The sequence below is a fragment of the Burkholderia sp. Bp8991 genome (genome assembly GCF_003853795.1).
Taxonomy (GTDB): Bacteria; Pseudomonadota; Gammaproteobacteria; order Burkholderiales; family Burkholderiaceae; genus Burkholderia.
In genome coordinates this window covers 74826-98155 of sequence record NZ_QTQJ01000019.1, presented here as the reverse complement: position 1 = coordinate 98155, position 23330 = coordinate 74826, and the positions used below count along the sequence as shown (strand labels likewise).

Annotated in this window: 27 protein-coding genes; 7 read left to right on the top strand and 20 right to left on the bottom strand. The window is 66.8% G+C overall.

The features are described from left to right. Nucleotides 1-184 precede the first annotated feature (184 nt). A complete protein-coding gene (locus tag DIE02_RS21860; protein ID WP_044848208.1) occupies nt 185-1000 on the bottom strand; it encodes a MetQ/NlpA family ABC transporter substrate-binding protein in 816 nt (271 codons plus the stop codon). Between the two features lie 244 nt (nt 1001-1244). On the opposite strand from DIE02_RS21860, the gene DIE02_RS21855 reads away from it, so the two are divergent. Beyond that, nucleotides 1245-1535 carry a YciI family protein gene (locus DIE02_RS21855; RefSeq protein ID WP_044848209.1) on the top strand — a complete coding sequence of 97 codons (291 nt, stop codon included), beginning with the start codon at nt 1245-1247 and terminating at the stop codon, nt 1533-1535. 158 nt (nt 1536-1693) lie between these two features. Here DIE02_RS21855 and DIE02_RS21850 read toward each other — a convergent pair whose 3' ends face one another. From DIE02_RS21850 to DIE02_RS21830, 5 genes are read right to left on the bottom strand one after another with little or no spacing between them, the layout of a single operon-like run. Further along, nucleotides 1694-2311, bottom strand: coding sequence for an SCO family protein (locus DIE02_RS21850; protein WP_124486528.1), 618 nt, complete (start codon nt 2309-2311; stop codon nt 1694-1696). A gap of 18 nt (nt 2312-2329) precedes the next feature. Next, the gene (cyoE, locus tag DIE02_RS21845) at nt 2330-3232 is read right to left on the bottom strand and encodes a heme o synthase (RefSeq protein WP_006477738.1); all 903 of its coding nucleotides are present in this window, start codon (nt 3230-3232) and stop codon (nt 2330-2332) included. Between the two features lie 8 nt (nt 3233-3240). Further along, a complete protein-coding gene (locus tag DIE02_RS21840; protein ID WP_124486529.1) occupies nt 3241-4353 on the bottom strand; it encodes a heme A synthase in 1113 nt (370 codons plus the stop codon). Nucleotides 4354-4378: 25 nt separating this feature from the next. Continuing rightward, entirely contained in the window at nt 4379-5005 is a 627-nt protein-coding gene (locus DIE02_RS21835) for a cytochrome C oxidase subunit I (protein ID WP_124486530.1), read from the bottom strand. Between the two features lie 60 nt (nt 5006-5065). After that, nucleotides 5066-5776 carry an SURF1 family protein gene (locus DIE02_RS21830; protein WP_260427273.1) on the bottom strand — a complete coding sequence of 237 codons (711 nt, stop codon included), beginning with the start codon at nt 5774-5776 and terminating at the stop codon, nt 5066-5068. Between the two features lie 84 nt (nt 5777-5860). On the opposite strand from DIE02_RS21830, the gene DIE02_RS21825 reads away from it, so the two are divergent. After that, entirely contained in the window at nt 5861-6070 is a 210-nt protein-coding gene (locus DIE02_RS21825) for a twin transmembrane helix small protein (protein ID WP_044848213.1), read from the top strand. 186 nt (nt 6071-6256) lie between these two features. Here DIE02_RS21825 and DIE02_RS21820 read toward each other — a convergent pair whose 3' ends face one another. The 8 genes from DIE02_RS21820 to DIE02_RS21790 all read right to left on the bottom strand — a co-directional run bounded on the left by DIE02_RS21820 (nt 6257) and on the right by DIE02_RS21790 (nt 13333). Further along, entirely contained in the window at nt 6257-7114 is an 858-nt protein-coding gene (locus DIE02_RS21820) for a cytochrome c oxidase subunit 3 (RefSeq protein WP_044848214.1), read from the bottom strand. 138 nt (nt 7115-7252) lie between these two features. Then, complete coding sequence (locus DIE02_RS21815; RefSeq protein ID WP_006760730.1) at nt 7253-7453, bottom strand: DUF2970 domain-containing protein; 201 nt, start codon at nt 7451-7453, stop codon at nt 7253-7255. 16 nt (nt 7454-7469) lie between these two features. Continuing rightward, nucleotides 7470-8078, bottom strand: coding sequence for a cytochrome c oxidase assembly protein (locus DIE02_RS21810; protein WP_044848216.1), 609 nt, complete (start codon nt 8076-8078; stop codon nt 7470-7472). Nucleotides 8079-8115: 37 nt separating this feature from the next. Continuing rightward, a complete protein-coding gene (locus DIE02_RS35595; protein ID WP_027789063.1) occupies nt 8116-8256 on the bottom strand; it encodes a cytochrome oxidase small assembly protein in 141 nt (46 codons plus the stop codon). 91 nt (nt 8257-8347) lie between these two features. Beyond that, on the bottom strand, nt 8348-9955 hold the full coding sequence (gene ctaD, locus DIE02_RS21805) for a cytochrome c oxidase subunit I (protein ID WP_044848217.1): 1608 nt from the start codon (nt 9953-9955) through the stop codon (nt 8348-8350). A 43-nt stretch (nt 9956-9998) separates the two neighbouring features. After that, nucleotides 9999-11594, bottom strand: a complete 1596-nt coding sequence (gene coxB, locus DIE02_RS21800; RefSeq protein WP_124486532.1) for a cytochrome c oxidase subunit II — start codon at nt 11592-11594, stop codon at nt 9999-10001. A 56-nt stretch (nt 11595-11650) separates the two neighbouring features. Then, complete coding sequence (locus DIE02_RS21795) at nt 11651-12172, bottom strand: DUF2244 domain-containing protein (protein ID WP_044848219.1); 522 nt, start codon at nt 12170-12172, stop codon at nt 11651-11653. Nucleotides 12173-12367: 195 nt separating this feature from the next. Then, the gene (locus DIE02_RS21790; protein ID WP_124486533.1) at nt 12368-13333 is read right to left on the bottom strand and encodes a methyltransferase domain-containing protein; all 966 of its coding nucleotides are present in this window, start codon (nt 13331-13333) and stop codon (nt 12368-12370) included. 83 nt (nt 13334-13416) lie between these two features. Here DIE02_RS21790 and DIE02_RS21785 point away from each other — a divergent pair, with 83 nt between their 5' ends. Together DIE02_RS21785 and trmL are read left to right on the top strand one after the other, a co-directional pair. Beyond that, entirely contained in the window at nt 13417-14229 is an 813-nt protein-coding gene (locus tag DIE02_RS21785; RefSeq protein WP_124486534.1) for a ComF family protein, read from the top strand. A 106-nt stretch (nt 14230-14335) separates the two neighbouring features. Next, nucleotides 14336-14806 carry a tRNA (uridine(34)/cytosine(34)/5-carboxymethylaminomethyluridine(34)-2'-O)-methyltransferase TrmL gene (gene trmL / locus DIE02_RS21780; protein WP_124486535.1) on the top strand — a complete coding sequence of 157 codons (471 nt, stop codon included), beginning with the start codon at nt 14336-14338 and terminating at the stop codon, nt 14804-14806. A 42-nt stretch (nt 14807-14848) separates the two neighbouring features. Here trmL and DIE02_RS21775 read toward each other — a convergent pair whose 3' ends face one another. The 5 genes from DIE02_RS21775 to DIE02_RS21755 form a co-directional block, all read right to left on the bottom strand. Continuing rightward, the gene (locus tag DIE02_RS21775; protein WP_124486536.1) at nt 14849-15373 is read right to left on the bottom strand and encodes an O-acetyl-ADP-ribose deacetylase; all 525 of its coding nucleotides are present in this window, start codon (nt 15371-15373) and stop codon (nt 14849-14851) included. A 106-nt stretch (nt 15374-15479) separates the two neighbouring features. Next, complete coding sequence (locus DIE02_RS21770; RefSeq protein WP_044848223.1) at nt 15480-16478, bottom strand: NAD(P)H-dependent glycerol-3-phosphate dehydrogenase; 999 nt, start codon at nt 16476-16478, stop codon at nt 15480-15482. Between the two features lie 26 nt (nt 16479-16504). Continuing rightward, entirely contained in the window at nt 16505-16987 is a 483-nt protein-coding gene (secB, locus tag DIE02_RS21765; protein ID WP_014895954.1) for a protein-export chaperone SecB, read from the bottom strand. A 107-nt stretch (nt 16988-17094) separates the two neighbouring features. Next, nucleotides 17095-17355, bottom strand: a complete 261-nt coding sequence (grxC, locus tag DIE02_RS21760) for a glutaredoxin 3 (protein ID WP_044848224.1) — start codon at nt 17353-17355, stop codon at nt 17095-17097. Beyond that, nucleotides 17352-17774, bottom strand: a complete 423-nt coding sequence (locus DIE02_RS21755; protein WP_050014781.1) for a rhodanese-like domain-containing protein — start codon at nt 17772-17774, stop codon at nt 17352-17354. The genes grxC and DIE02_RS21755 overlap by 4 nt, the downstream gene beginning before the upstream one ends. 136 nt (nt 17775-17910) lie before the next feature. On the opposite strand from DIE02_RS21755, the gene gpmA reads away from it, so the two are divergent. The 3 genes from gpmA (at nt 17911) to DIE02_RS21740 (ending at nt 21330) form a co-directional block, all read left to right on the top strand. After that, complete coding sequence (gpmA, locus tag DIE02_RS21750; protein WP_124486537.1) at nt 17911-18657, top strand: 2,3-diphosphoglycerate-dependent phosphoglycerate mutase; 747 nt, start codon at nt 17911-17913, stop codon at nt 18655-18657. A 246-nt stretch (nt 18658-18903) separates the two neighbouring features. Then, nucleotides 18904-20445, top strand: coding sequence for a S41 family peptidase (locus DIE02_RS21745; RefSeq protein WP_124486538.1), 1542 nt, complete (start codon nt 18904-18906; stop codon nt 20443-20445). 132 nt (nt 20446-20577) lie between these two features. Continuing rightward, the gene (locus DIE02_RS21740) at nt 20578-21330 is read left to right on the top strand and encodes a HesA/MoeB/ThiF family protein (protein ID WP_124486539.1); all 753 of its coding nucleotides are present in this window, start codon (nt 20578-20580) and stop codon (nt 21328-21330) included. 100 nt (nt 21331-21430) lie between these two features. Here the strand turns inward: DIE02_RS21740 and ptsP are convergent, their stop codons facing one another. Next, entirely contained in the window at nt 21431-23203 is a 1773-nt protein-coding gene (gene ptsP / locus DIE02_RS21735; RefSeq protein WP_044848237.1) for a phosphoenolpyruvate--protein phosphotransferase, read from the bottom strand. Nucleotides 23204-23330 lie beyond the last annotated feature (127 nt).

Genomic DNA, 23330 nt, shown 5'->3' with positions numbered 1-23330 from the left:
ACCAGACGGCGCTTACCAGCGAGTACGCAGCAATTGCGTTGTGTGATCTTCCCTGCGCTGGCGAATCTCGGGCATGTTAAAGCCAGCGAGGCGGCGCCTGCGCAGCGTCAATAGAACATCCCTCACCGCACAAACAAAAAAGGCCTGCGCACATGCAGGCCTTCGTTCGGTCAATCGATCGCGTTCAGAACGACGCGACCATCGAGCCCTTGAACTGCTTCTTGATGAACTCCCGCACTTCCGCCGACTGGTACGCCTTGACCAGCTTCTTCACCCACGGCTGATCCTTGTCCTTCGCGCGCACGGCGATCAGGTTCGCATACGGGCTCGTCAGCGATTCGAGCGCGATCGCGTCCTTGGTCGGCTGCAGGTTCGCGGCGAGCGCGTAGTTCGTGTTGATCACGGCGGCGTCGACGTCCGACAGCACGCGCGGCAGTTGCGCGGCGTCGAGCTCGGAAATCTTCAGCTTCTTCGGGTTCTCGGCGATGTCGAGCACCGTTGCGTTGTTGCCGCCCGTGCCGGCGCCCGTCTTCAGCTTGATCACGCCTTGCGTCTGCAGCAGCAGCAGCGCGCGGTTCTCGTTCGACGGATCGTTCGGCACCGCGAGCTTCGCGCCTTGCGGCAGGTCCTTCAGCGCCTTGAACTTCTTCGAGTACACGCCGATCGGCGAGATGTAGGTCAGGCCCGCGCTGACGATCTTGTAGCCGCGCTGCTTCACCTGGCTGTCGAGGTAGGGCTGGTGCTGGAAGCTGTTCGCGTCGAGGTCGCCCGAGTCGAGCGCCGCGTTCGGCTGCACGTAGTCGTTGAACTCGATGACCTTCACGTTCAGGCCTTCCTTCTCCTTCGCGACCTTCTGCACGACCTGCCACACTTCCGCATCCGGGCCGGCCACCGTGCCGACCTTGATGACCTTGTCCTCGGCGTGCGCGCCCGCCGACAGCGTCAGCGCGGCACCGGTGGCCAGCACGGAAAATACCTTCAGGAGACTGCGACGCTTCATCTGTTTCTCGCTTTCTTGCTAACTGAAATGGGGCGCGATACGGGTATCCCCGGACTCGCAGGAAGGGGCAAATGGTGTCACAGGATCGGCCGGAAGTGAAATACATCCCGCTCATATGGGTATGCACCGCGGCGGTGCTGGTGGACGATGCGCGACGACGGCCGGCACGACAGGGAACGGCCGCTGTGCTAAAAAGACCGGCCGACCGGCACACCACGCGCCGGCGACAATTCCAGGGCCATCCATGTACGTCATCGACATCCATTACAACGCATCGCTCGAGCGCATCGACGATGCACTCGAACGCCACCGCGCGTATCTTCAGCCGCTGTTCGAGCGCGGCATCTTCATCGCGGCGGGGCCGAAGGTACCGCGCGAAGGCGGCGTGATCCTCGCTGCCCGCATCGACCGCGACGAACTGGACGCGATCCTCGAGACCGATCCGTTCGTGACCGAAGGGCTCGCGACGTATCGCGTGACGGAATTCCGGATCACGCGTGCCGCGCAAGGCTTCAACGTGCCGGCGCTGCCGTAACGCGCGCAAGCGCATCAGCGCCCGAATGTTCATACGCAGCCGCCCCGCGAGGCGGCGCATGCAGATCGAGGGGGAGAAGGAGGAATGCGTGACGGCGCGTCGCGGCCGTCACGCGTAGCGCCAGGCGAGCGCCCGGGCGAACCTGCGGCGTACGCCGTTCAGTCGACCAGCAGCTTCAGGTCGTGGACCCACGGGCCGGGGCCCTGGCCGTCGCGCACGAACAGGCGCAGCTTGCCGTCGCGATCGAACACGTAGCTCGCGGCGGTGTGATCCATCGTGTAGCTGCCGGGCGTCTTGCCGGGCACCTTCGCGTAGTACACGCGGAAATCCTTTGTAACCTTCTTGAGCTGCGCCTCGTCGGCCGGCCGCAGGCCGATGAACGACGGATCGAACGCAGGCACGTACTGGCCGAGCAGCGCGGGCGTGTCACGCTCCGGATCGATGGTGACGAACAGCACCTGCACACGCTTCGCGGCATCGGGGCCGAGCTGCTTCAGCGCTTCGGACAGTTCGGCCATCGTCGTCGGACATACGTCCGGGCAGTGCGTATAGCCGAAGAACACCACGACCGCCCGGCCCTTGAAGTCGCCGAGCGTGCGCACCTTGCCCGCCGTATCCGGCAGCGAGAAATCGCTGCCGAACTGCGTGTTGCCGGTGATGTCGAGATTCTGGAATTTCGGCGCGTTGTCGCAGCCGGCGAGCAGCGTGGCTGCCGCGAATGCGCACGCGAGCATCCAGCCTTGGCGCGCGCGGCGCCCGAACCATGAATGGAGCATTGCGTTCAAACCGTGCGGTTACACGCCGAGCAGCGGGCGCGCATAGTGATCGACGAGCAGCGCGGCGAACAGCAGCGACAGGTAGACGATCGAGTAACGGAAAGCCTTGCGGGCGAGTTCGTCCGAATAGTCGCGATGGATCTTCCACGCATACGCGAGGAACACCGCGCCGAGCAGCACCGCGCTCGTCAGGTAGACGGCGCCGCTCATCCCGGAGATGAACGGCATCAGCGTGACCGCGAACAGGATCACCGTGTACAGCAGGATGTGCAGCCGCGTGAACTTCTCGCCGTGCGTGACGGGCAGCATCGGCAGGCCCGCGTTTTCGTAGTCCTTGCGGCGATAGAGCGCCAGCACCCAGAAATGCGGCGGCGTCCACACGAAGATGATCAGCACGAGGATCCACGCGTCGCCGGGCACCGCGCCGGTGACCGCGGCCCAGCCGAGCGCCGGCGGCATCGCGCCCGATGCGCCGCCGATCACGATGTTCTGCGGCGTCATCGGCTTGAGCAGCAGCGTGTAGATCACCGCGTAGCCGACGAACGTCGCGATCGTCAGCCACATCGTCAGCGGGTTCGTGAAGGTATAGAGCGTCCATGCGCCGACGCTGCCCAGCACGGCCGAGAACAGCAGGATCTGCGGAGTCGTGATCTCGCCGCGCGCGGACGGACGCCACGCGGTACGGCGCATCATCGCGTCGATCTTCTGCTCGACGAGGCAGTTGATCGCGAACGCGGCGCCGGCCAGCAGCCAGATGCCGACCGTGCCGCCGATCAGCACATGCCACGGCACCATGCCCGGCGTCGCGAGAAACATGCCGATCACCGCGCAGAACACCGCGAGCTGCGTGACACGCGGCTTCGTCAGCGCCATGTACTGCGAGAACCGGCTACCGGGCGATTGGGAAAGGGTGCTTTGCATGGGGACGGTCACGCCGGGGCGGCGTCGCGCGCGGGCTGCACGACACGGCCGGGGCGGCTTGAAAGGATGCGAAAGTTTAACATGACGACGAGCAGCAGCAGGATCGCGGCACCGCCGTTGTGCGCGACGGCGACCGGCAGCGGCCACTGCAGCACGATGTTGGTCAGGCCCGTCAGGAACTGCAGCAGAACCACCAGCAGCACGCCGTTCGCGGGCCGGCGCAGCGACTCGAAGCGGCGCATCCTCAGCGCGAACGCGACCAGGTATGCGACGACGACGAACGCGAACGTGCGGTGGGTCCAGTGGATCGCGACCAGCGCGTCCTGCGTGATCGCGTCGCCGTCCTTCGTCATGCCGAGCGCGCGCCACAGATGGAAGCCCTGGCCGAAGTTCATCGGCGGAATCCACTGGCCGTTGCAGGTCGGGAAGTCGGTACACGCGAGCACCGCGTAGTTGGTGCTCACCCAGCCGCCGAGCGCGATCTGCACGACCAGCAGCACCAGCGCCGCGAGCGCGGCCGCGCGGTAGCGGCCGGCCTCCGGGTCATGCGACGGCAGCGGCGTCTGCCGCGCCGCGAGCCAGCCGAGCGTGCCGAGCAGCATGAGGCCGAGCAGCAGGTGGGTCGTGACGATCACCGGCTGCAGCTTCATCGTGACCGTCCACGCGCCGAACACGCCCTGCACGACGATCAGCAGCAAGAGGCTCGTCGGCCACCACGGCGACACGTGCAGCGGGCGGCGGCGCAGCCGCGCGGACCAGGCGATCACGACCTGCGCGATGATCAGCACGCCGATCGCCATCGCGAAATAGCGGTGGATCATCTCGATCCATGCCTTCGTCATGCTGACGGGGCCGGTCGGCATCGCCTGGTGCGCGGCCGTGATCGCGGCGTGCGCGATGAACGGCGACGACGTGCCGTAGCAGCCGGGCCAGTCGGGGCAGCCGAGGCCCGAATCGGTCAGCCGCGTGAAGCCGCCGAACATCACCAGGTCGAGGGTCAGGAACGTGGTGATCCACACCAGCTTGCGGAACTTGTCGTCGTCGGCCTTCACCCACACGTACGACAGCGGCAGCAGCGCGATGCAGAGGCCGATCAGGCCGAGTTGCAGTAGATACGACATCGAATGGTTGCCTCGTCGTCTCGCCTTAGCCGATGCTCGACCACTTCAGCAGCTTGGTCACGTCCGACTTGATCTTGCTGGGATTCGGGTCCTTCGGGAAACGCATCATCAGGTTGCCGTTCGGATCGACCATGTAGAGGTGGTCGCTGTCCTTCGTGCCGGCGTCGGCCGGCAGCCATGCAGCCACCGCGGCCGGATCGGCGACCAGCCGGCGCGTGTCCGGATAGGCTTCCAGAACCTTCTGCGGAATCGCGCCCGCATCGCTGCGCAGCCACACCATCGTGATCCGGTGCCGCTCGCCCGCCTGCGTGACGCGGATCTGGCGCATGAAGTAGAGCTTTTGCGCGCATGCATCGTCGCACGCGCTGCGGTCGGTCATCACGAACAGCCACACGCCGCGCAGCGACGACAGCGGCACCGTCTTGCCGGTTTCGTCGGTGACCTGCAGGTCGGCCGGGATCGGCCGCTGCGGCTCGATCAGCGTGCCGTAGTTGGTCGAGCCGCCCTTCGGCTTGATCACGTAATAGGTGAAGTACGACGCGATGATCGGCGCCGCGCACACGAGACCCAGCAGCACGAGCATCCAGCGGCCGCGCTTGCGGGCGGCGGGCGAGATCGGCGCGGCGGCCGGACCCTGACGGGAAGATTGCATGGACAAATCAGACCTCTCGAAACGAACCCGCGGCGCGTGCGCCGCGTCCTGCCATGGCGCTCACGCGCCGGCCGACTTCTTCGCCGCACGCCGCGCGGCGTACAGGCCGAAGCCGAGCGCGACCGCCGCCATGGCCCACCACTGAAACATGTAACCGTAATTGCGCTCGACGCCGGTCGTCGCCGCCGGCCAGTCGCGCACGAGCTTGTCGCCGTCGTCGCTCGTCTGCTGGATCACGAACGGCTGCAGCGGCAGCCCCGTTTCCTTCGCATACGCGGCGACGTCCAGGTTCTGCCGGATCTTCTGGTGCGCGGCCGAGCCGCCTTCGCCGAGCTCGAACGCGCGCGACGCGTCGGCGCGCGCGATGCCTTCGATCTCGATCTCTCCGTCGGGCGTCGGGAACGGCTCGATCGCCGTGCGATCGGCGATGTTGCGCGGCAGCCAGCCGCGGTTCACCAGCACGACGCCGCCGCCCGTGAGTTTAAACGGCATCACGACGTAAAAACCCGGCTGGTCGTTATACGGCCGATTGTCGAGGAACACCGCCTGCTCCGGCAGGAAGCGGCCCTTCGCCCGCACGCGGTGGAACTCGATCGACGCGAGCGGAATCGGCTGCGCACCGACGTCGACGGGCACCGCGTGCTCGTAACGCACGACGTTCGCCTGCAGCGCTTCCTTCTGGTGCGCGCGGTCGCGCTGCCAGAACCCGAGGCGAATCGTGACCGCGACGACGACGAGAATCAGCAGCGCAGGCAGCCAGCGGATCTTCATCGGGCCACCCGCGAGGCGCATTCGCGAAAGCGAAGTGCGATAATTATCCTCTTCCTTTCGAATTGCCGTCGTCCGGTTCGTGTCATGCACATCCTCGTTCCCATCGCCTTCGTCCTCATCGTCGCCAGCATGGGCTCGGCGCTCTACTTCATGATGCAAGACCGCGGCCATACGAAACGCATGGTGTGGTCGCTTGCCACCCGTGTCGGGCTGTCGATCTCGCTGTTCCTGTTCATCCTGTTCGCGAACTGGATGGGCTGGATCCATTCGACCGGCCTGCCGATCGGGCGTTGATGCCTTCACCGCGCCGGCCTCTGTAATCGCTGTGACATTTCGCCGCACAGCGGAGCTACCAAGCAAAAGCGCCGCCTGACTGAGTCGCGGCGGCGCCGGATTGGCGTTGAGCGCAAGCAGCCGGCCGCTGCCCCGTCCCCGCCAATGAAAACGGCCCGCGCATCGCTGCGCGGGCCGTTGTTGCATTTACAGCCAGTAGACGACGACGTACAGGCCGAGCCAGACGACGTCGACGAAGTGCCAGTACCACGCGGCGCCTTCGAATGCGAAGTGGTGATCAGGCTTGAAGTGGCCGCGGATCATCCGCACCAGCACCACCGCGAGCATCGTGCCGCCGAGGAACACGTGGAAGCCGTGGAAGCCCGTCAGCAGGAAGAACGTCGAGCCGTACACGCCCGAGTTCAGCGTCAGGTTCAGTTCGTTGTACGCGTGGTAGTACTCGAAGCCCTGCGTGAACAGGAAGCAGACGCCGAGCACGAGCGTCGCGGCCAGCCACGCGATCGCCTTGTTGCGATGATTGTCGCGCAGCGCGTGGTGCGACACCGTCAGCGTCGCGCCCGACGACAGCAGCAGCGCCGTGTTCAGCGTCGGGATCGGCCACGGGCCCATCGTCTTGAAGTGACCGGCGAGCGCGGCCGGGCCTTCGTTCGGCCACACGGCGGAGAAATCCGGCCAGATCAGCTTGTAGTCGAGGCTGCCGAGCTGGTGCAGCGCGATTTCACGCGCGTAGAACAGCGCGCCGAAGAATGCGCCGAAGAACATGACTTCGGAGAAGATGAACCAGCTCATGCTCCAGCGGTACGACTTGTCGACGTTCTTGCCGTAATGACCGCCTTCCGACTCGGCGATCGAATCGCCGAACCAGTGGTACAGCGTGAAGAGCAACCACAGCAGGCCAAGCAGCGCCGTGTACGGAGCCCAGTCGTGACCGTTGATCCACAGCGCCACCGACGCGAGCATGACCAGCAGGCCGCAGGCCGCGCTGATCGGATGCTGCGACGGATGCGGCACGAAATAGTACGGGGTCTGGTTTTGACCGCTCATGCTTGATTCTCCACTTCAGTCCAATTTGTGTACCGGAAACCGCTCCGGCTTTATTTCTTGCACGGCACGACCGCCGCCGCTCTTTCCCGCACGCAGCGCCCGGGCGCTACGCACTGCATTCTTTCGTGGCCGCGAGCCTCAGCCCACGACCGCACGCACGATCAGGATCAGCACGCCGATGAACACACCGGCCGCGATCAACGCGACGATCAGCACGTGCAGCGGATTGAGCTGCGTCGCGTCGGCCTCCAGGTCGCGCCGCTTGCGCACCCCGAAGAACGACCACAACACCGCTCGCAACGCCTGGCCGAACGACCCGCTCCGCTTGGTCTCTGTCACTGCCCCGTCTCCGTCGTCATGCGTCCGGCTTCGCGTCGCCCTGCGCCGCCGTCTTGCGCGGTGCCGGCGCCGGCGCGGCCGGCGTGTTCAGCTCGAAGAACGTGTACGACAGCGTGATCGTCTTCACGTCCTTCGGCAGCTTCGGATCGATCACGAACACCACCTGCATCTTGCGCGACTCGTTCGCAGCCAGCGTCTGCTGCGTGAAGCAAAAACACTCGATCTTCTTGAAGAACTCCGTCGCCTGCTTCGGCGCGTAGCTCGGAATCGCCTGCGCCACCACCGGCCGGCCCTGCCCGTTGGTCACGTCGTATACGATCGTCGTCAGCTCGCCCGGATGCACGTCGAGGCTGTTGCGCTCCGGCTTGAAACCGAGCGGGCCGCGCGCATTCGCATCGAACTCGACCGACACCGTGCGGCTCATGTCGACCTGCGAGTTCTTCACCTCGCGTTCGCTGACATCGCGCTGCACCAGGTTGTTGATGCCGGTGATCTGGCAGATCGCGCGATACATCGGAATCAGCGCGAAGCCGAAGCCGAACATCAGTCCGGCCACGACGAAGAGCTTCACCAGCATCGAACGATTGAATGCGCGATCGACGGCGCCCTCTTCCGGCTTCGACATACGACGACTTCCTCGCTACTGCGTCAGTTACTGCATATCAGTGAGTGGACAGCCACCACTGCTTGATCACGACACCCACAAAAAAAACGGCGGCGATGACGAGCAGGATGAGGCCGAGCCGCTTGTTGCCCGCGCGAATCTGCTCGGGCGTTCGTCTTTGTTGTGGATTCCGGTTCATCTGAAACTTCGCTGAAACTTCGCTGAAACATCGATTCGGCGCCCGCCGCGCCTGCCTGCGCGGCAGGCAGCGGCGGAACGCCGGGTGAAACTTATTCGACGTGCGGCGGTTGCTCGAACGTGTGGAAGGGAGCCGGGCTCGGCACCGTCCACTCGAGGCCCGTCGCGCCATCCCACGGCTTGTCCGACGCCTTTTCCAGGTCGCCGCCGCCACGGTAGGCCGGCAGCGCGACCGCGAACAGGAAGTACACCTGCGCGAGGCCGAAGCCGAATGCGCCGATCGTCGCCACCTGGTTGAAGTCCGTGAACTGCGCCGGGTAGTCCGCATAACGACGCGGCATGCCCGCGAGACCGACGAAGTGCATCGGGAAGAACGTCAGGTTGAAGAAGATCATCGACGACCAGAAGTGGATCTTGCCGCGCGTCTCGTTGTACATCCAGCCCGTCCACTTCGGCGCCCAGTAGTACCAGCCCGAGAACAGCGCGAACAGGGAGCCTGCCACCAGCACGTAGTGGAAGTGCGCCACCACGAAGTAGGTGCCGTGGTACTGGATGTCGAGCGGCGCCATCGCCAGCATCAGGCCCGTCAGGCCGCCGAACGTGAACACGAACAGGAAGCCGATCGCGAACAGCATCGGGGTCTCGAACGTCATCGAGCCGCGCCACATCGTCGCGAGCCAGTTGAACACCTTCACGCCCGTCGGCACCGCGATCAGCATCGTCGCGTACATGAAGAACAGCTGACCGGTGACCGGCATGCCCGTCGCGAACATGTGGTGCGCCCAGACCATGAACGACAGGATCGCGATCGACGCCGTCGCGTACACCATCGAGCTATAGCCGAACAGCGTCTTGCGTGCGAACGCCGGGATCACCTGCGACACGATCCCGAACGCCGGCAGAATCATGATGTACACCTCGGGGTGGCCGAAGAACCAGAAGATGTGCTGGTACATCACCGGGTCGCCGCCGCCTGCCGCGTTGAAGAACGACGTGCCGAAGTGGCGGTCGAACAGCACCATCGTGATCGCGCCTGCCAGAACCGGCATCACGGCGATCAGCAGGTACGCGGTGATCAGCCAGGTCCATGCGAACATCGGCATCTTCATCAGCGTCATGCCCGGTGCGCGCATGTTCAGGATCGTCACGACGATGTTGATCCCGCCCATGATCGACGACGCGCCCATGATGTGGACCGCGAAGATCGCGAAGTCCATGCCCGGGCCCATCTGCGTCGACAGCGGTGCGTACAGCGTCCAGCCGGCGGCCGTCGCGCCGCCCGGCGCGAAGAACGAACCGACCAGCAGCACGGCCGCGACCGGCAGCAGCCAGAAGCTGAAGTTGTTCATCCGCGCGAACGCCATGTCGGACGCGCCGATCTGCAGCGGAATCATCCAGTTCGCGAAGCCGACGAACGCCGGCATGATCGCGCCGAACACCATGATCAGGCCGTGCATCGTCGTGAGTTCGTTGAAGAACTCCGGACGCATGATCTGCAGGCCCGGCTCGAACAGCTCGGCACGGATGCCGAGTGCCATCACGCCGCCCGACAGGAACATGATGAACGAGAACAGCAGGTACAGCGTACCGATGTCCTTGTGGTTGGTGGCGAACAGCCAGCGCCGCCAGCCGTGCGGCATTTCGTGCGCGTGGTCGTCGTGCGCGTGGTCCGCGGCTACGTCGTGCCCGATGCTAGACATGAGAATCTCCTAATGCGAATACGTCGACTAACTCAGCGACACGTCAAGCCGCCGGCCCGATCTCGACCCGCCGGGCTTCCTTCGCGTCAGCCCCGCCCGTGATCGTTTCCGGCTTTTTGAGAATAATGTGGTCTTCCGCCACGCCTGCTGCCTTCAGCGCGTCGCGCACGGCCTGTGCACGATGCTTGGCCAGTTCGGCGTTCGCGTCGGCCGAGCCCGTCTTGTCGGTGAAACCCGACAGCGCGAGCTTCGCGTCCGGATGTGCCTTCGCATAGTCGGCCGCTGCGGCGATCGCCGCCTTCGCGTCGGCCGGCAGCACGCTCTTGCCCGTTTCGAAGTAGATCGTCGACACAGCCGCCGATGCCGACGCTGCCGCCGGTTGCTCGGCCGCACCCGACGCGGCTTGCGCCGGTGCCGAGGCCGCTTCGGCCGGCGCCGCGGCGCCCGCCACGTCTTCCGGCATCTTGCCGTTGCGCGCGTCGGTCACTTGCTTCGGCTGCAGCAGGTCGTTCTTGTGGTTGCCCCACGAGTTGCGCTCGTACGTGATGACCGATGCGATGTCGAGGTCCGACAGCGACGCCCACGACGGCATCGCACCCTTGCCGTGCAGCACGCGCTCGACGTGGCCGGCGATCGGGCCGTTCACGATCGGGCTGCCGTCCATCGCCGGGAAGGCGCCGAGGCCCTTGCCGTTCACCTGGTGGCAGGCCGCGCAGTTCGCCTTGTAGACTTCCTCGCCGTGCGCGACGAGTTCGGCCATCGTGTAAACCTTGTTCGGATCGACCGACGCGCTGGCCAGCTTGGCCTTCTGCGCGCTCACCCACTTCGCGTAGTCGTCGTCCGACAGCACCACGACCACGACCGGCATGAACGCGTGTTCCTTGCCGCACAGTTCGGTACAGAAGCCGCGGAACGTGCCGACCTTGTCGGCCTTGAACCACGTATCGCGCACGAAGCCGGGGATCGCATCCTGCTTCACGCCGAACGCCGGCACGTACCACGAGTGAACGACGTCGTTCGCGGTCGTGATGATGCGGATCTTCTTGTTGACCGGCACGACGAGCGGGTTGTCGACTTCCTGCAGGTAGGTCTCGGTGATCGGCTTCTTGCCCATCACTTCGTCACGCGGGGTGCTGAGCGTCGACAGGAAGCTGATGCCCTCGCCCGGACCCTTCACGTAGTCGTAGCCCCACTTCCACTGGTAGCCGGTGACCTTGATCGTGAGATCGGCGTTGGTCGTGTCCTTCATCGCGACGACGGCCTTCGTGGCCGGCAGCGCCATCAGCACGACGATGATGAACGGCACGATCGTCCAGATGATTTCGACGGTCGTGCTTTCATGGAAATTGGCGGCCTTGTGGCCTTTGGATTTGCGGTGCGCGAAGATCGAATAGAACATCACGCCGAACACGCCGACGAAGATCACCGTACACAGGATCAGCATCATCGTGTGGAGATCGTAGAGCTCCTCGGCGATCTTCGTGACAGGCGGCTGAAAGTTGATCTCGTTGACGCGGGGGCCGCCCGGGCTATCACCGACCGCCAGAGCCGCGCCGGCAAAGAGCAATCCGCTGCATGCCAGCACGCCCGTGAGGGCTCGCTTGATTGTTTTCATAGCATCCTTACCCAAAATTTCCATTCAAACCCTCCCCCGTCGCAAGGCGCCGGCCTGTTCCGGCCGGTGCCCGCGCCTCGTCAGCCGCAGCGCCTGAGCGACACGCGCAGTTCGTCGGCGAACTGCGCACGCTTGTGCTGCGCGAGATGCTGCCCGATTACGACGGTCTGCCCGCGCGATACCAGTCGAATCGGATCGCGTGGCGTCGCACCCGGCTCGACCCGCACCCAGCGCGGATTGAATTCGATCTGCGTGAGCCGCTCCGCATCCATCCGCTCGATCACGAGCCGGTGCGGAAACAGCCTGATGCGCTCGTAATCGACCGCATGACGGGCATGGATCGCAAACGCGACGCCGACCGCCAGCAATTCGATTCCCGTGAAGGGCATGACGAGCCAGGCCCCCCGCCACATCAGCACTGCCGCGATCACCAGCGAGAAGCCCGCGAGCGACGCGTAAAACAGCACGAACTGGCGCGGCGACACCGAACAGTTGCGTTTCATGAGCCAGTCTTCGAGGACCGGTTCATCGTTCGTCTCCGCCGACACCCTTGCTGCTTCCATCGCCGCCTCACGCGAATGGCATGCGATGCATGCCTGCATCGGACTCGTCGGCCCGTATTGCGGGGACCCCGGGACGACAAGCTGACGCATTATAGGCGGGTTCAATGGCATCCACAAGCAAGCGGCTATCGGCCCGCGAGCCAAGCGCCACAAGCTTCCCGGCCGTTTTTGGCGTCTATTCGACCCCGCTTTGCGCCGCTAATTTCAGACATAACAAAACCCCTCTTTACCGCTTTACCGATTCTTCGGACGCCCCTTGCCGATATCTTCGATGCGCACGATGCCGTGCCCCTCGGGGGTCGTGCGCGGCACGGCCTTCCATGCGTGGCCGTAGATCACCTCGAACGTCAGGGCAATCGTGCCGTCCGCGCGCCGGCGCGCTTCCAGCGCGTCGCCGAGCGCCGCGCGAAAGCGCCGCGCCGCATGCTGCGGCACCGCGCGGTCGAACGGATAGGCGCCCCAGCGGCGCACGTCGGCCAGCAGGGAATCGGGGGTCTTGTACGTGACGGTCAGCACTTCCTGGTCCATCACCGGAATCTCGAAGCCGCTCTCGACGAGCATGTCGCCGAGGTCGTGCATGTCGACGAAATCGACGACGCGCGCGGCCGGCGGCGCGATGGCGAGCGCCGCTTCGGCGTCCGCGCAGGCCGCGCGCAGCTCGCGCAGCGTGTCGGGGCCGAGCGTGCTGAACATCAGCAGGCCGTTCACGCGCAGCACGCGCTGCCATTCAGGGAACACCGTATCGGGACGCGAATGCCAGTGCAGCGCGAGATTCGACCAGATCAGGTCGAACGCGCCGGCCGCGAACGGCAGCACCGAGAAGTCGGCCTGCGCGACGCGCGGGCCGCGCTGGCCCAGCGCCCGGCCGAGCGACGCAGGCAGCCAGCGGCGCCAGCTCGCCTGCTCGACCTCGCGCTGGCCCGCCCGTGCGAGCATCGCGCCGGACAGGTCGACGCCGAACACCGGGGCTTCGGGAAAGCGCGCGCGCAGCGCCGGCAGGTCGTCGCCCGGGCCGCAGCCTGCGTCGAGCACGGCCGCGGGGCTCACCTTGATGTATTCGAGGCGCTCGTTCATCCGCTGCGCGATCTCGCGCGGCAGGAACGCGACCGCGTCGAACGTGGCGGCGCGGCGATCGAAGATCCGCCGCAGACGCCGGGCGTCATTGGCCGGACGGCCGGTTGAAGTCGAAGCTGGGGACATGTCGGGCACACTGGCGAAGAGCCCGAAGTATACTCGCTCGCCTCGCAGCCTTCATCGAGGCGGGGCCGCCAGGAGTGTTCGCGATGGATCGCAGTTCCGCCCCGCGCCCGATGCGCGTCGTTTTGTCGCAGGTTCGCGCGCTGGCCGTGCGCGTCGTCGCACTCGCCTTGCCGAATCGGTGCGCGCTGTGCGGCAATTTGTCACATCCGGTGATTTGCAGCGCCTGCGACGCCGCGTACTGGAACGAAGCGCGGCTGCGCTGCGACGTCTGCGCGGTGCCGCTGGGCGTCGGGCGGCCGCGGCCGCGCGCAGCCCGCGGCGGGCACGGCGGCGCCGGTTCCGCGTCCGCGTACCGGTGCGAAGCATGCCGCGCGACGCCGCCGCCGTTCGATGCGACGCTCGCGCTCGCCGATTACCGCGCCCCGCTCGACGGGCTCGCGCGCGGCCTGAAGTTTCATGCGCGGCTCGCGCTCGGCGCGGAATTCGCGGCCCGGCTCGCACAGCGGATCGACGACACGGACGCGCTGCGCGCCACCGGCGGCTTCGACGTGATCGCACCGGTGCCGTTGTCGCACGGTCGGCTCGTCGCGCGCGGCTACAACCAGGCGTGGGCGATCGCGCGGCCGCTCGCGCGCCGGCTCGGCGTGCGCGCCGACGCGGCGCTGCTGGCACGCGTGGCCGAAACCGCGCCGCAGTCGCGGCTCGACCGGCGCGCGCGGCGCGACAACGTGCGCGCGGCGTTCGCGGTGGCGGGCGACCTCACCGGCCGCCACGTGGCACTCGTCGACGACGTGATGACGTCCGGCGCGACGCTCGCGGCGGCCGCGCAGGCATTGAAGGCGGCGGGCGCCGCACGCGTGACGAATCTGGTTGCGCTGCGCACCGCCAGGGATTAATTAGATAGAGAGGCCGGCCGCCCGCGCGCGGCGCCTGCCGTCACGAACCGGCCGGCCGGGACGAGTGCACGTCGCTCCGTCCCGGCCGGCCCAGCCAGACCCAACCATGTTCAACGTCGTCCTCGTCGCCCCCGAAATTCCGCCGAACACCGGCAACGTGATCCGCCTGTGTGCCAATACCGGCGCGCGCCTGCATTTGATCGAGCCGCTCGGCTTTCCGCTCGACGACGCGAAGATGCGCCGCGCGGGCCTCGACTATCACGAGTACGCGGAAATGCGCGTGCATCGCGACTGGGACGCGTTCGTCGCGACCGAAGCACCCGATCCCGCGCGGATGTTCGCGTTCACGACCCGTGGCTCGGGCCGCTTCCATGACCATGCATTCGTGCCGGGCGACTGGTTCGTGTTCGGCTCGGAAACACGCGGCCTGCCGACCGAGGTGCTCGAACGCTTCGCGAACGAACAGCGCGTACGCCTGCCGATGCGGCCGGGCAACCGCAGCCTGAACCTGTCGAACACGGTGGCGGTGGTCGTGTTCGAGGCGTGGCGCCAGGCCGGCTTCGAAGGCGGCGCCTGACGCGCCCGCGGGCCACGCCGCGCGGCCGGATCCGCTCACGCGCTAGATACGCGCGAGCCGCGCGCGATACAGGTCGTAGATGTCGGATGAAAAGCACGCGAACACCACGCGTGCGAGGTTCGGCGCCTGCGGCAGCATTTCGGCGACCGTGCCGACCGCGATGTCGACGGCCTCCTCGGCCGGATAGCGGTACACGCCGCAGCTGATCGCCGGGAATGCGATCGAGGTCGCCGCAACCTCCTCGGCCAGCTCGATCGCACGCCGGTAGCATGCCGCGAGCAGCTCGGGCTCGCCGCGCCCGCCGCCGTGCCACACCGGGCCGACCGCGTGAATCACGTACCGGGCCGGCAGCCCGTGGCCGCGCGTGAGCTTCGCGTCGCCGGTCTCGCAGCCGCCGAGCGTGCGGCACTCGGCGAGCAGGCCCGGGCCGGCCGCGCGATGGATCGCGCCGTCGACCCCGCCGCCGCCGAGCAGTGAACCGTTCGCAGCATTGACGATCACGTCGACGTCGAGCGTCGTGATGTCGACGCGTTGCGCGTCGAGCGTGGTGGAACCGATCTGCAGCATGACACCCTCCCGAAACGCCGGAGACGGTTCAAGCGTAGTGCGCTTTGGCGCCGCCCGCTTTGCGCGAGCGCGCCCGACCGCAAAAAATCGGTGTGATTCGTCGGCGTTATTCGGCGCGCGCGTCGCGCCGCAGCAGGCCGCTGACCGCATCGCGCGGTGCGACGCCGTCGAACAGCACACCGCACACGGCTTCGGTGATCGGCATTTCGATCGCCTGTGCGCGCGCGAGCGCGAGCACGGCCTGTGCGCAGCGCACGCCTTCGGCCACATGGCCGAGCGCGCCGAGGATGTCGTTCAGCGAGCGGCCGGCCGCCAGTTGCAGGCCGACCGTGCGATTGCGCGACAGGTCGCCCGTCGCGGTGAGGATCAGGTCGCCGAGGCCCGTGAGGCCCGTGAAGGTCTCCGCGCGGCCGCCGAGCGCGACGCCGAGCCGCGACATTTCGGCGAGACCGCGCGTGACCAGCGCGGCGCGCGCGTTCAGCCCGAGCCCGAGGCCGTCGGCGATGCCGGTCGCGATCGCCAGCACGTTCTTCACCGCGCCGCCGACCTCGACGCCGACCACGTCGTCACCCGTATAGATCCGCATCGCGCCGTGATGGAACGCGGCGAGCGTGCGCTCGCGGCATTCGGCGGACGTGCTCGCGACCGTCAGCGCGACGGGCAGCGCGAGCCCGACCTCGCGGGCGAAGCTCGGCCCCGACAGCACGCCGTTGCTGTGCTGCCCCGGCAGCTCGGCCGCGATCACCTGGTGCGGCAGCAGATGCGTGTCGGCCTCGAAGCCCTTGCAGACCCACACGACATGCGCGGGCACGCAGCCCGCGTCGCGCATCGCGCCGAACAGCGTGCGCAGCCCGGCCACGGGTGCTGCGATCACGCACAGTGCGTCGTCCGCGGCGCCGTGCGCGAGCGCCGCGCCGAGATCGGCGTCGTAGCGCAGCGCATCGGGCAGCGCGATGCCGTCCAGATAGCGGGAATTTTCGTGCCGGGCCTGCAGCCCGGCGATCAGCGCGGCGTCGCGCGCCCAGAGAAGCGTATCGTGCCGCGCGGCCAGATGGCCCGCGAGCGCGGTGCCCCAGGCACCGGCGCCGAGAACGGCTACTTTCATACCCAGCACCGGTCCGGAGTGAAACGTCAGTTCAGCGTCGTGCCGTTCGGCGCGCCTGCCGCACCGGCCTGCTGCTGCTGAAGCTGCGCGAGACGCTGCTCGTACAGCGCCTGGAAGTTGATTTCCGCCAGGTGGATCGGCGGGAAGCCCGCACGCGTGATCGCGTCGGCGATGTTCGAGCGCAGGTACGGGAACAGGATCGTCGGGCAGGCGATGCCGACGAGCGGGTCGAGCTGTTCGTCGGGAATGTTGCGAATGTCGAAAATGCCGGCCTGCTTCGCTTCGATCAGGAACGCGACCTTGTCCTTCACCTTCGCGGTGACGGTGCCCGACACGACGACTTCGAAGACGCTTTCCGCGAGACGTTCGGCCTTGACGTCGACTTCGACTTCAACCGACGGCATGTCCTGCTCGAGGAAGATCGCCGGCGAATTCGGCTGCTCGAGCGACATATCCTTCAGGTAGACGCGCTGGATGTTGAAGAACGGTTGGTTTTCGACGTCGGACATGGTGTTTCCCTAAAAGTGGTGACGCGGCGGCCCGGCTTCACGCCGGCCGCCTCGGTTGAATCCTGCGCGCTCATGCCGCGGCGCGGCCGGCGGCCATTCTGCCCTAATCAGGCCGCTTGCAGAAGCGGCACGAGCCCGCCTTCGCGGTCGAGCTTCGACAGATCGTCGTAGCCGCCGACGTGCGTGTCGCCTATGTAGATTTGCGGGACCGTGCGACGGCCGGTGCGCGTCATCATTTCCTCACGGCGGGCCGGATCGCGGTCGATCAGCACCTTTTCGATCTGCTCCACGCCGCGCAGCTTCAGCAGGCGCTCGGCCTGAATGCAATACGGACACACCTGCGTGCTGTACATCAAAACCTTGCTCACTTCGCCACTCCTTGTTTGACGACCGGCATCCCGGCCTGCTGCCAGGCGGCAACGCCGCCCTCGAGCACGTGTACCTCGGCATAGCCTGCCGCCTCGACCTCGCGCGCCGCCTTCTGCGACTGCTGGCCGTTCTGGCAGACGAGCAGCACGGGGGTGCTCTTGTTTTTCGCGACCTGCGCAATTTTCGCGCCGATCTCGCCGGCGGCGACCTGGCGCGCCGACGGCAGGTGGCCGGCGGCGAAGTCGGACGCGGTACGCAGGTCGATCACGACCGCGTTGCGGCGATTGATGAGCTGCGTCGCCTCCGCGGCCGACAGGCCGCCGCGGCCGCGGCGCAGGGCCGGCCATGCGAGCAGGCCGCCGGAAACCAGAAGGATCGCGATAAGGGCCAGGTTCGTGTAATTGGTAAAGAACGTCACGGAATGCCGCCGGAAAAAGAGAAATCGGATGAGGACAATCGCGCCATTATAAAATAACCGCCTTGCGCGATGGCGGACCCGGGCCGGGTACCGCGCGACGCGCCCCGCTTCCCTATCACTACCGACCGCAAGATCCATGTACAAACTCGTTCTCATCCGCCACGGCGAATCGACGTGGAACAAGGAAAACCGCTTCACCGGCTGGGTCGACGTCGACCTGACCGAACAGGGTCGCAACGAGGCCTACCAGGCCGGCGAATTGCTCAAGGAGGCCGGCTACACGTTCGACATCGCCTACACGTCGGTGCTCAAGCGCGCGATCCGCACGCTGTGGCACGTGCAGGACAAGATGGACCTGATGTACCTGCCGGTCGTCCACTCGTGGCGCCTGAACGAGCGCCACTACGGCGCGCTGTCGGGCCTGAACAAGGCGGAAACGGCCGCCAAGTTCGGCGACGAGCAGGTGCTCATGTGGCGCCGCAGCTACGACACGCCGCCGCCGGCGCTCGAGCCGACCGACGCGCGCGCGCCGTTCGACGACCCGCGCTACGCGAAGGTGCCGCGCGAGCAGCTGCCGCTCACCGAATGCCTGAAGGACACGGTCGCGCGCGTGCTGCCGCTGTGGAACGAGTCGATCGCGCCGGCCGTCCGTGCGGGCAAGCAGGTGCTGATCGCCGCGCACGGCAACTCGCTGCGCGCGCTGATCAAGTACCTCGACGGCATCTCGGACAGCGACATCGTCGGCCTGAACATCCCGAACGGCGTGCCGCTCGTGTATGAGCTCGACGAGAACCTGAAGCCGATCACGCACTACTACCTGGGCGACCAGGACGCGATCGCGAAGGCGCAGGCCGCCGTCGCGAAGCAGGGCAAGGCGGGCTGATACCCGTCGTGCCGGGCGGGCCGCCTCGCGCGCGGCCTGCCCGGCCGCTCCGGCGCGCGGGCGCGAACCTTCGCGGCCCCGGTGCTGTCGAACCCGCTTTCGAATCCGCTGCGCATCCGGCGCCCCCGCCGGGACCGGGCTCCCGGACCATTTCGCACCGGTCCACTGAGCAATCGGGCGAACAGTTATACTTGTCCGCTACATCCCCGCTACCGCCACGCGCTTCCCGACCGCACCAGACTCTCTATGCGAATGAAATTGAAGAACATCGGCCTGATTGCCGCGGGCCTCGCCACGGGCGTATTCGCCACGCTGCAGGTTTCGGCATCGGCCGAGCAGACCGCCACGGCACCGCTTCCCCTCGACCAGCTCCGCCTGTTCGCGGAAGTGTTCGGCCAGATCAAGCGCGAGTACGTCGAGCCGGTCGACGACAAGAAGCTGCTGACGGCGGCGATCAAGGGCATGGTGTCGAGCCTCGACCCGCACTCGTCGTTCCTCGACAAGACCGACTACGACGAGCTGCAGGAGCAGACCAAGGGCCGCTTCGCGGGTCTCGGCATCGAGATCTCGCAGGAAGACGGCCTCGTCAAGGTGATCTCGCCGATCGAAGATACGCCCGCGTTCCGCGCCGGCATCCGTCCGGGCGACCTGATCACGCGCATCAACGACAAGCCGGTGCGCGGCATGACGCTCGACAAGGCCGTCAAGCAGATGCGCGGCGAGCCGGGCACCAAGGTCACGCTGACGATCTTCCGCAAGAGCGACGACCGCACGTTCCCGATCACGGTCACGCGCGCGATCATCAGGGTTCAGAGCGTGAAGATGAAGCTGCTCGACCCGGGCTACGCGTATATCCGGATCACGAGCTTCCAGGAGCGCACGACGCCCGATCTCGCCGCGAAGCTGCAGGACATCGCGCGCCAGCAGCCGAACCTGAAGGGCCTGATCGTCGACCTGCGCAACAACGGCGGCGGCCTGCTGCAGAGCGCGGTCGGCGTCGCCGGCGCGTTCCTGCCGCCCGACTCCGTCGTCGTGTCGACCAACGGCCAGATCCCGGATTCGAAGCAGGTCTACCGCGACACCTACGACAACTACCGCCTGCCGTCCTTCGACGGCGATCCGCTGAAGAGCCTGCCGCCGATCTTCAAGACCGTGCCGATGGTCGTGCTGACGAACGCTTACTCGGCGTCCGCGTCGGAGATCGTCGCCGGCGCGCTGCAGGATTCGAAGCGCGCGCAGATCATGGGCAAGACGACGTTCGGCAAGGGCTCGGTGCAGACGGTCCGTCCGATGACGGCCGACACCGCGCTGCGCCTGACGACCGCCTACTACTACACGCCGAGCGGCCGTTCGATCCAGAACAAGGGCATCACGCCCGACGTGCCGGTCGATCAGTATGCGGACGGCGATCCGGACGACGTGCTCGTGACGCGCGAGGTCGACTACACGAACCACCTCGCGAACACGCAGGATCCGAATGAGAAGAAGGAACAGGAAGAGCGCGAGCAGCGCCGGATGGATCAGCTGCGCGTCCTCGAGGAGCAGAACGACAAGAAGACGCCGGAGCAACGCCAGAAGGACCGCGATCGCAAGCCGATCGAGTTCGGCAGCGCCGACGACTTCATGATGCAGCAGGCGCTCAACAAGCTCGAGGGCAAGGCGGTGCAGGAATCGAAGTCGCTGCTCGCCGAGAGCACGACGAAGAGCCCTGCGACCAAGGCCGCGTCCCCCGCGAAGGCGTCGGGCACGAAGGCCGCCGCACCGAAGCCCGCGTCGGCGCCGCAGTAAGCGCCGGCCGGCATCCGACGGGCCATCGCGGGAAGACCGCGATGGCCCGTTTTTCATGTGCGCCTAGAATACGCAGATGGACGCAGAGGCGTCCGCGCCGCCGCCGGCGGCATGCCTCACCCGACCTCTCCCATGAACGACGATCAACTCCTCCGCTACTCCCGCCACATCCTCGTCGACGAAATCGGCATCGAGGCGCAGCAGCGCTTCCTCGACGCGCATGCGATCGTCGTCGGTGCCGGCGGTCTCGGCTCGCCGGCCGCGATGTATCTCGCGGCGTCCGGGGTCGGCACGATCACGCTCGTCGACGCCGACACGGTCGACCTCACGAACCTGCAGCGACAGATCCTGCACGTGACGGCCTCGGTCGGCCGCAGCAAGGTCGAATCGGGGCGCGACACGCTCGGGCAGCTGAACCCGGAAGTGACCGTGCATGCGGTCGCGGCGCGCGTCGACGATGCATGGCTCGACGCGCACGTGCCGCAGGCGACCGTCGTGCTCGACTGCACCGACAACTTCGCGACGCGGCATGCGATCAACCGCGCGTGCGTCGCGCACGGCGTGCCGCTCGTGTCGGGCGCCGCGCTGCGCTTCGACGGCCAGATCAGCACCTTCGACTTCCGCGACCCGGCCGCGCCCTGTTACGCGTGCGTGTTTCCGGAGGACCAGCCGTTCGAGGAAGTCGCGTGCGCGACGATGGGCGTGTTCGCGCCGACGGTCGGGATCATCGGCGCGATGCAGGCCGCCGAAGCGCTGCGCGTGATCGGCGCGATCGGCACGACGCTCAACGGGCGGCTGATGATGCTCGATTCGCTGCGGATGGAATGGACGACGATGAAGATCGCGCGCCAGGCCGACTGCCCCGTGTGCCAGGGCCGGCACTGACGCGCGCGGGATGCATAAACGCATGCGCCGGGCGGCGCATGCGCGACGTTTCGCTACCTTCGCGACGCGCGCGACGGTTTCGCCGCGCAGTCCGCGCCGCCTAGGCGGCCGCGTCCGCGCGCGGTTCCGCGACCGACAGGCGCTTGAGCGCCGCCTGCACTTCCTCCGGCTCGAACGCGGCCAGCACGTCGGCCGTCGGCTTCTCGAGCGCCTTCAGGTGCGCGCGCAGGATCTCCTGCTTCACGACCAGCAACTGGCTCGGGTGCATCGAGAACTCGGTGAGCCCCATCCCGAGCAGCAGGCGCGTGAGCGCCGGATCGCCCGCCATCTCCCCGCACACCGACACCGACACGCCTGCACGCTTCGCTTCGCGCAGCGTATAGGCGATCAGGTGCAGCACCGCCGGATGCAGCGGGTCGTACAGGTGGGCGACCGCGTTGTCCGCGCGGTCGATCGCGAGCGTGTACTGGATCAGGTCGTTCGTGCCGATCGACAGGAAATCGAAGCGCTTCAGGAACAGCGGCAGCGCGATCGCCGCGGCCGGGATCTCGATCATCGCGCCGACGCGCACGTTCGGATCGTATGCGAGCCCCGCGTCGTCGAGCTGGCGCTTCGCCTCGCGGATCAGGTCGAGCGTCTGGTCGATCTCCTGCGCGTGCGCGAGCATCGGGATCAGTATCTTCACCTGCCCGAACGCGGACGCGCGCAGGATCGCGCGCAGCTGCGTGAGGAACATCTGCGGCTCGGACAGGCTCCAGCGGATCGCACGCAGGCCGAGCGCCGGGTTCGGCGCCGTCTCGTAGCCTTCGTCGAGCGCCTCGAGCGGCTTGTCCGCGCCGACGTCGATCGTGCGGATCGTCACCGGCATGCCCTTCATCCACTCGACCGCGCGCTTGTACGCGGCGAACTGCTCCTCCTCCTCGGGCATCTCCTTCTGATGCATGAACAGGAACTCGGAGCGGAACAGCCCGACGCCGACCGCGCCGGCCTCGACCGCCGCCTTCGCGTCGTCGGGCAGCTCGATGTTCGCGTAGAGGTCGATCTTCGTGCCGCACAGGGTTTGCGTCGGCGAGAACTTCAGGCGCTGCAGCTTGCGCTGTTCGAGCAGCTTCTCGGACTGGCGGTACGAATATTCCTCGAGGACGATCGGCGCGGGATCGACGATCACGATCCCCTGGTCGCCGTCGACGATGATCAGGTCGTCCTGGCGGATCAGCGAACTCGCATGCTGGACGCCGACCGCGGCCGGAATGCCGAGGCTGCGCGCGACGATCGCCGTGTGCGACGTGCGGCCGCCGAGGTCGGTGACGAACGCCTGGAACGACTGCGTCTTGAACTGCATCATGTCGGCCGGCGCGATGTCGTGCGCGACGACGATCATCTCGTTCGTACCGTTCTTGGCCGCGCGATCGAGCGCCTGCGACGCCGACGGCGCACCGGCGAGCGCCTTCAGCACGCGCTCGACCACCTGCTCGATGTCGGCCTTGCGCTCGCGCAGGTATTCATCCTCGATATCGTCGAAGTGGCGCGTGAGCAGCTCGAGCTGCTCCGTCAGCGCCCATTCGACGTTGTAGCGTCGCGTGCGGACCAGGTCGATGGTTTCCTGCACGAGCATCGCGTCGCTCAGGATCATCGCGTGGACGTCGATGAACGCACCCACTTCGGTCGGGGTGTCGTCGGTCAGGTCGGCGCGCAGCGCCTCGAGTTCGCGATGCACGACCTCGCGCGCCGTGCTGAAACGCTCGACCTCGGCGTCGATCTGGTTCGCCTCGACCAGGTAATGGGCGACGTCGAGCGCCGCCGGCGCGATCAGATACGCTCGCCCGATCGCGATACCACGTGAGACGGGAATGCCATGCAGCGTGAAGGACACGCGCACCTCCTCTGTACATGTAAAGCCGCGGCACACTGCTGCGATGCGCTTATGACCCCGGTTAGCGATTATAAATTCCGCACCTCCGTGCTGGCTGCATGCAGCGCAGCATTGCGATTTCCGCATC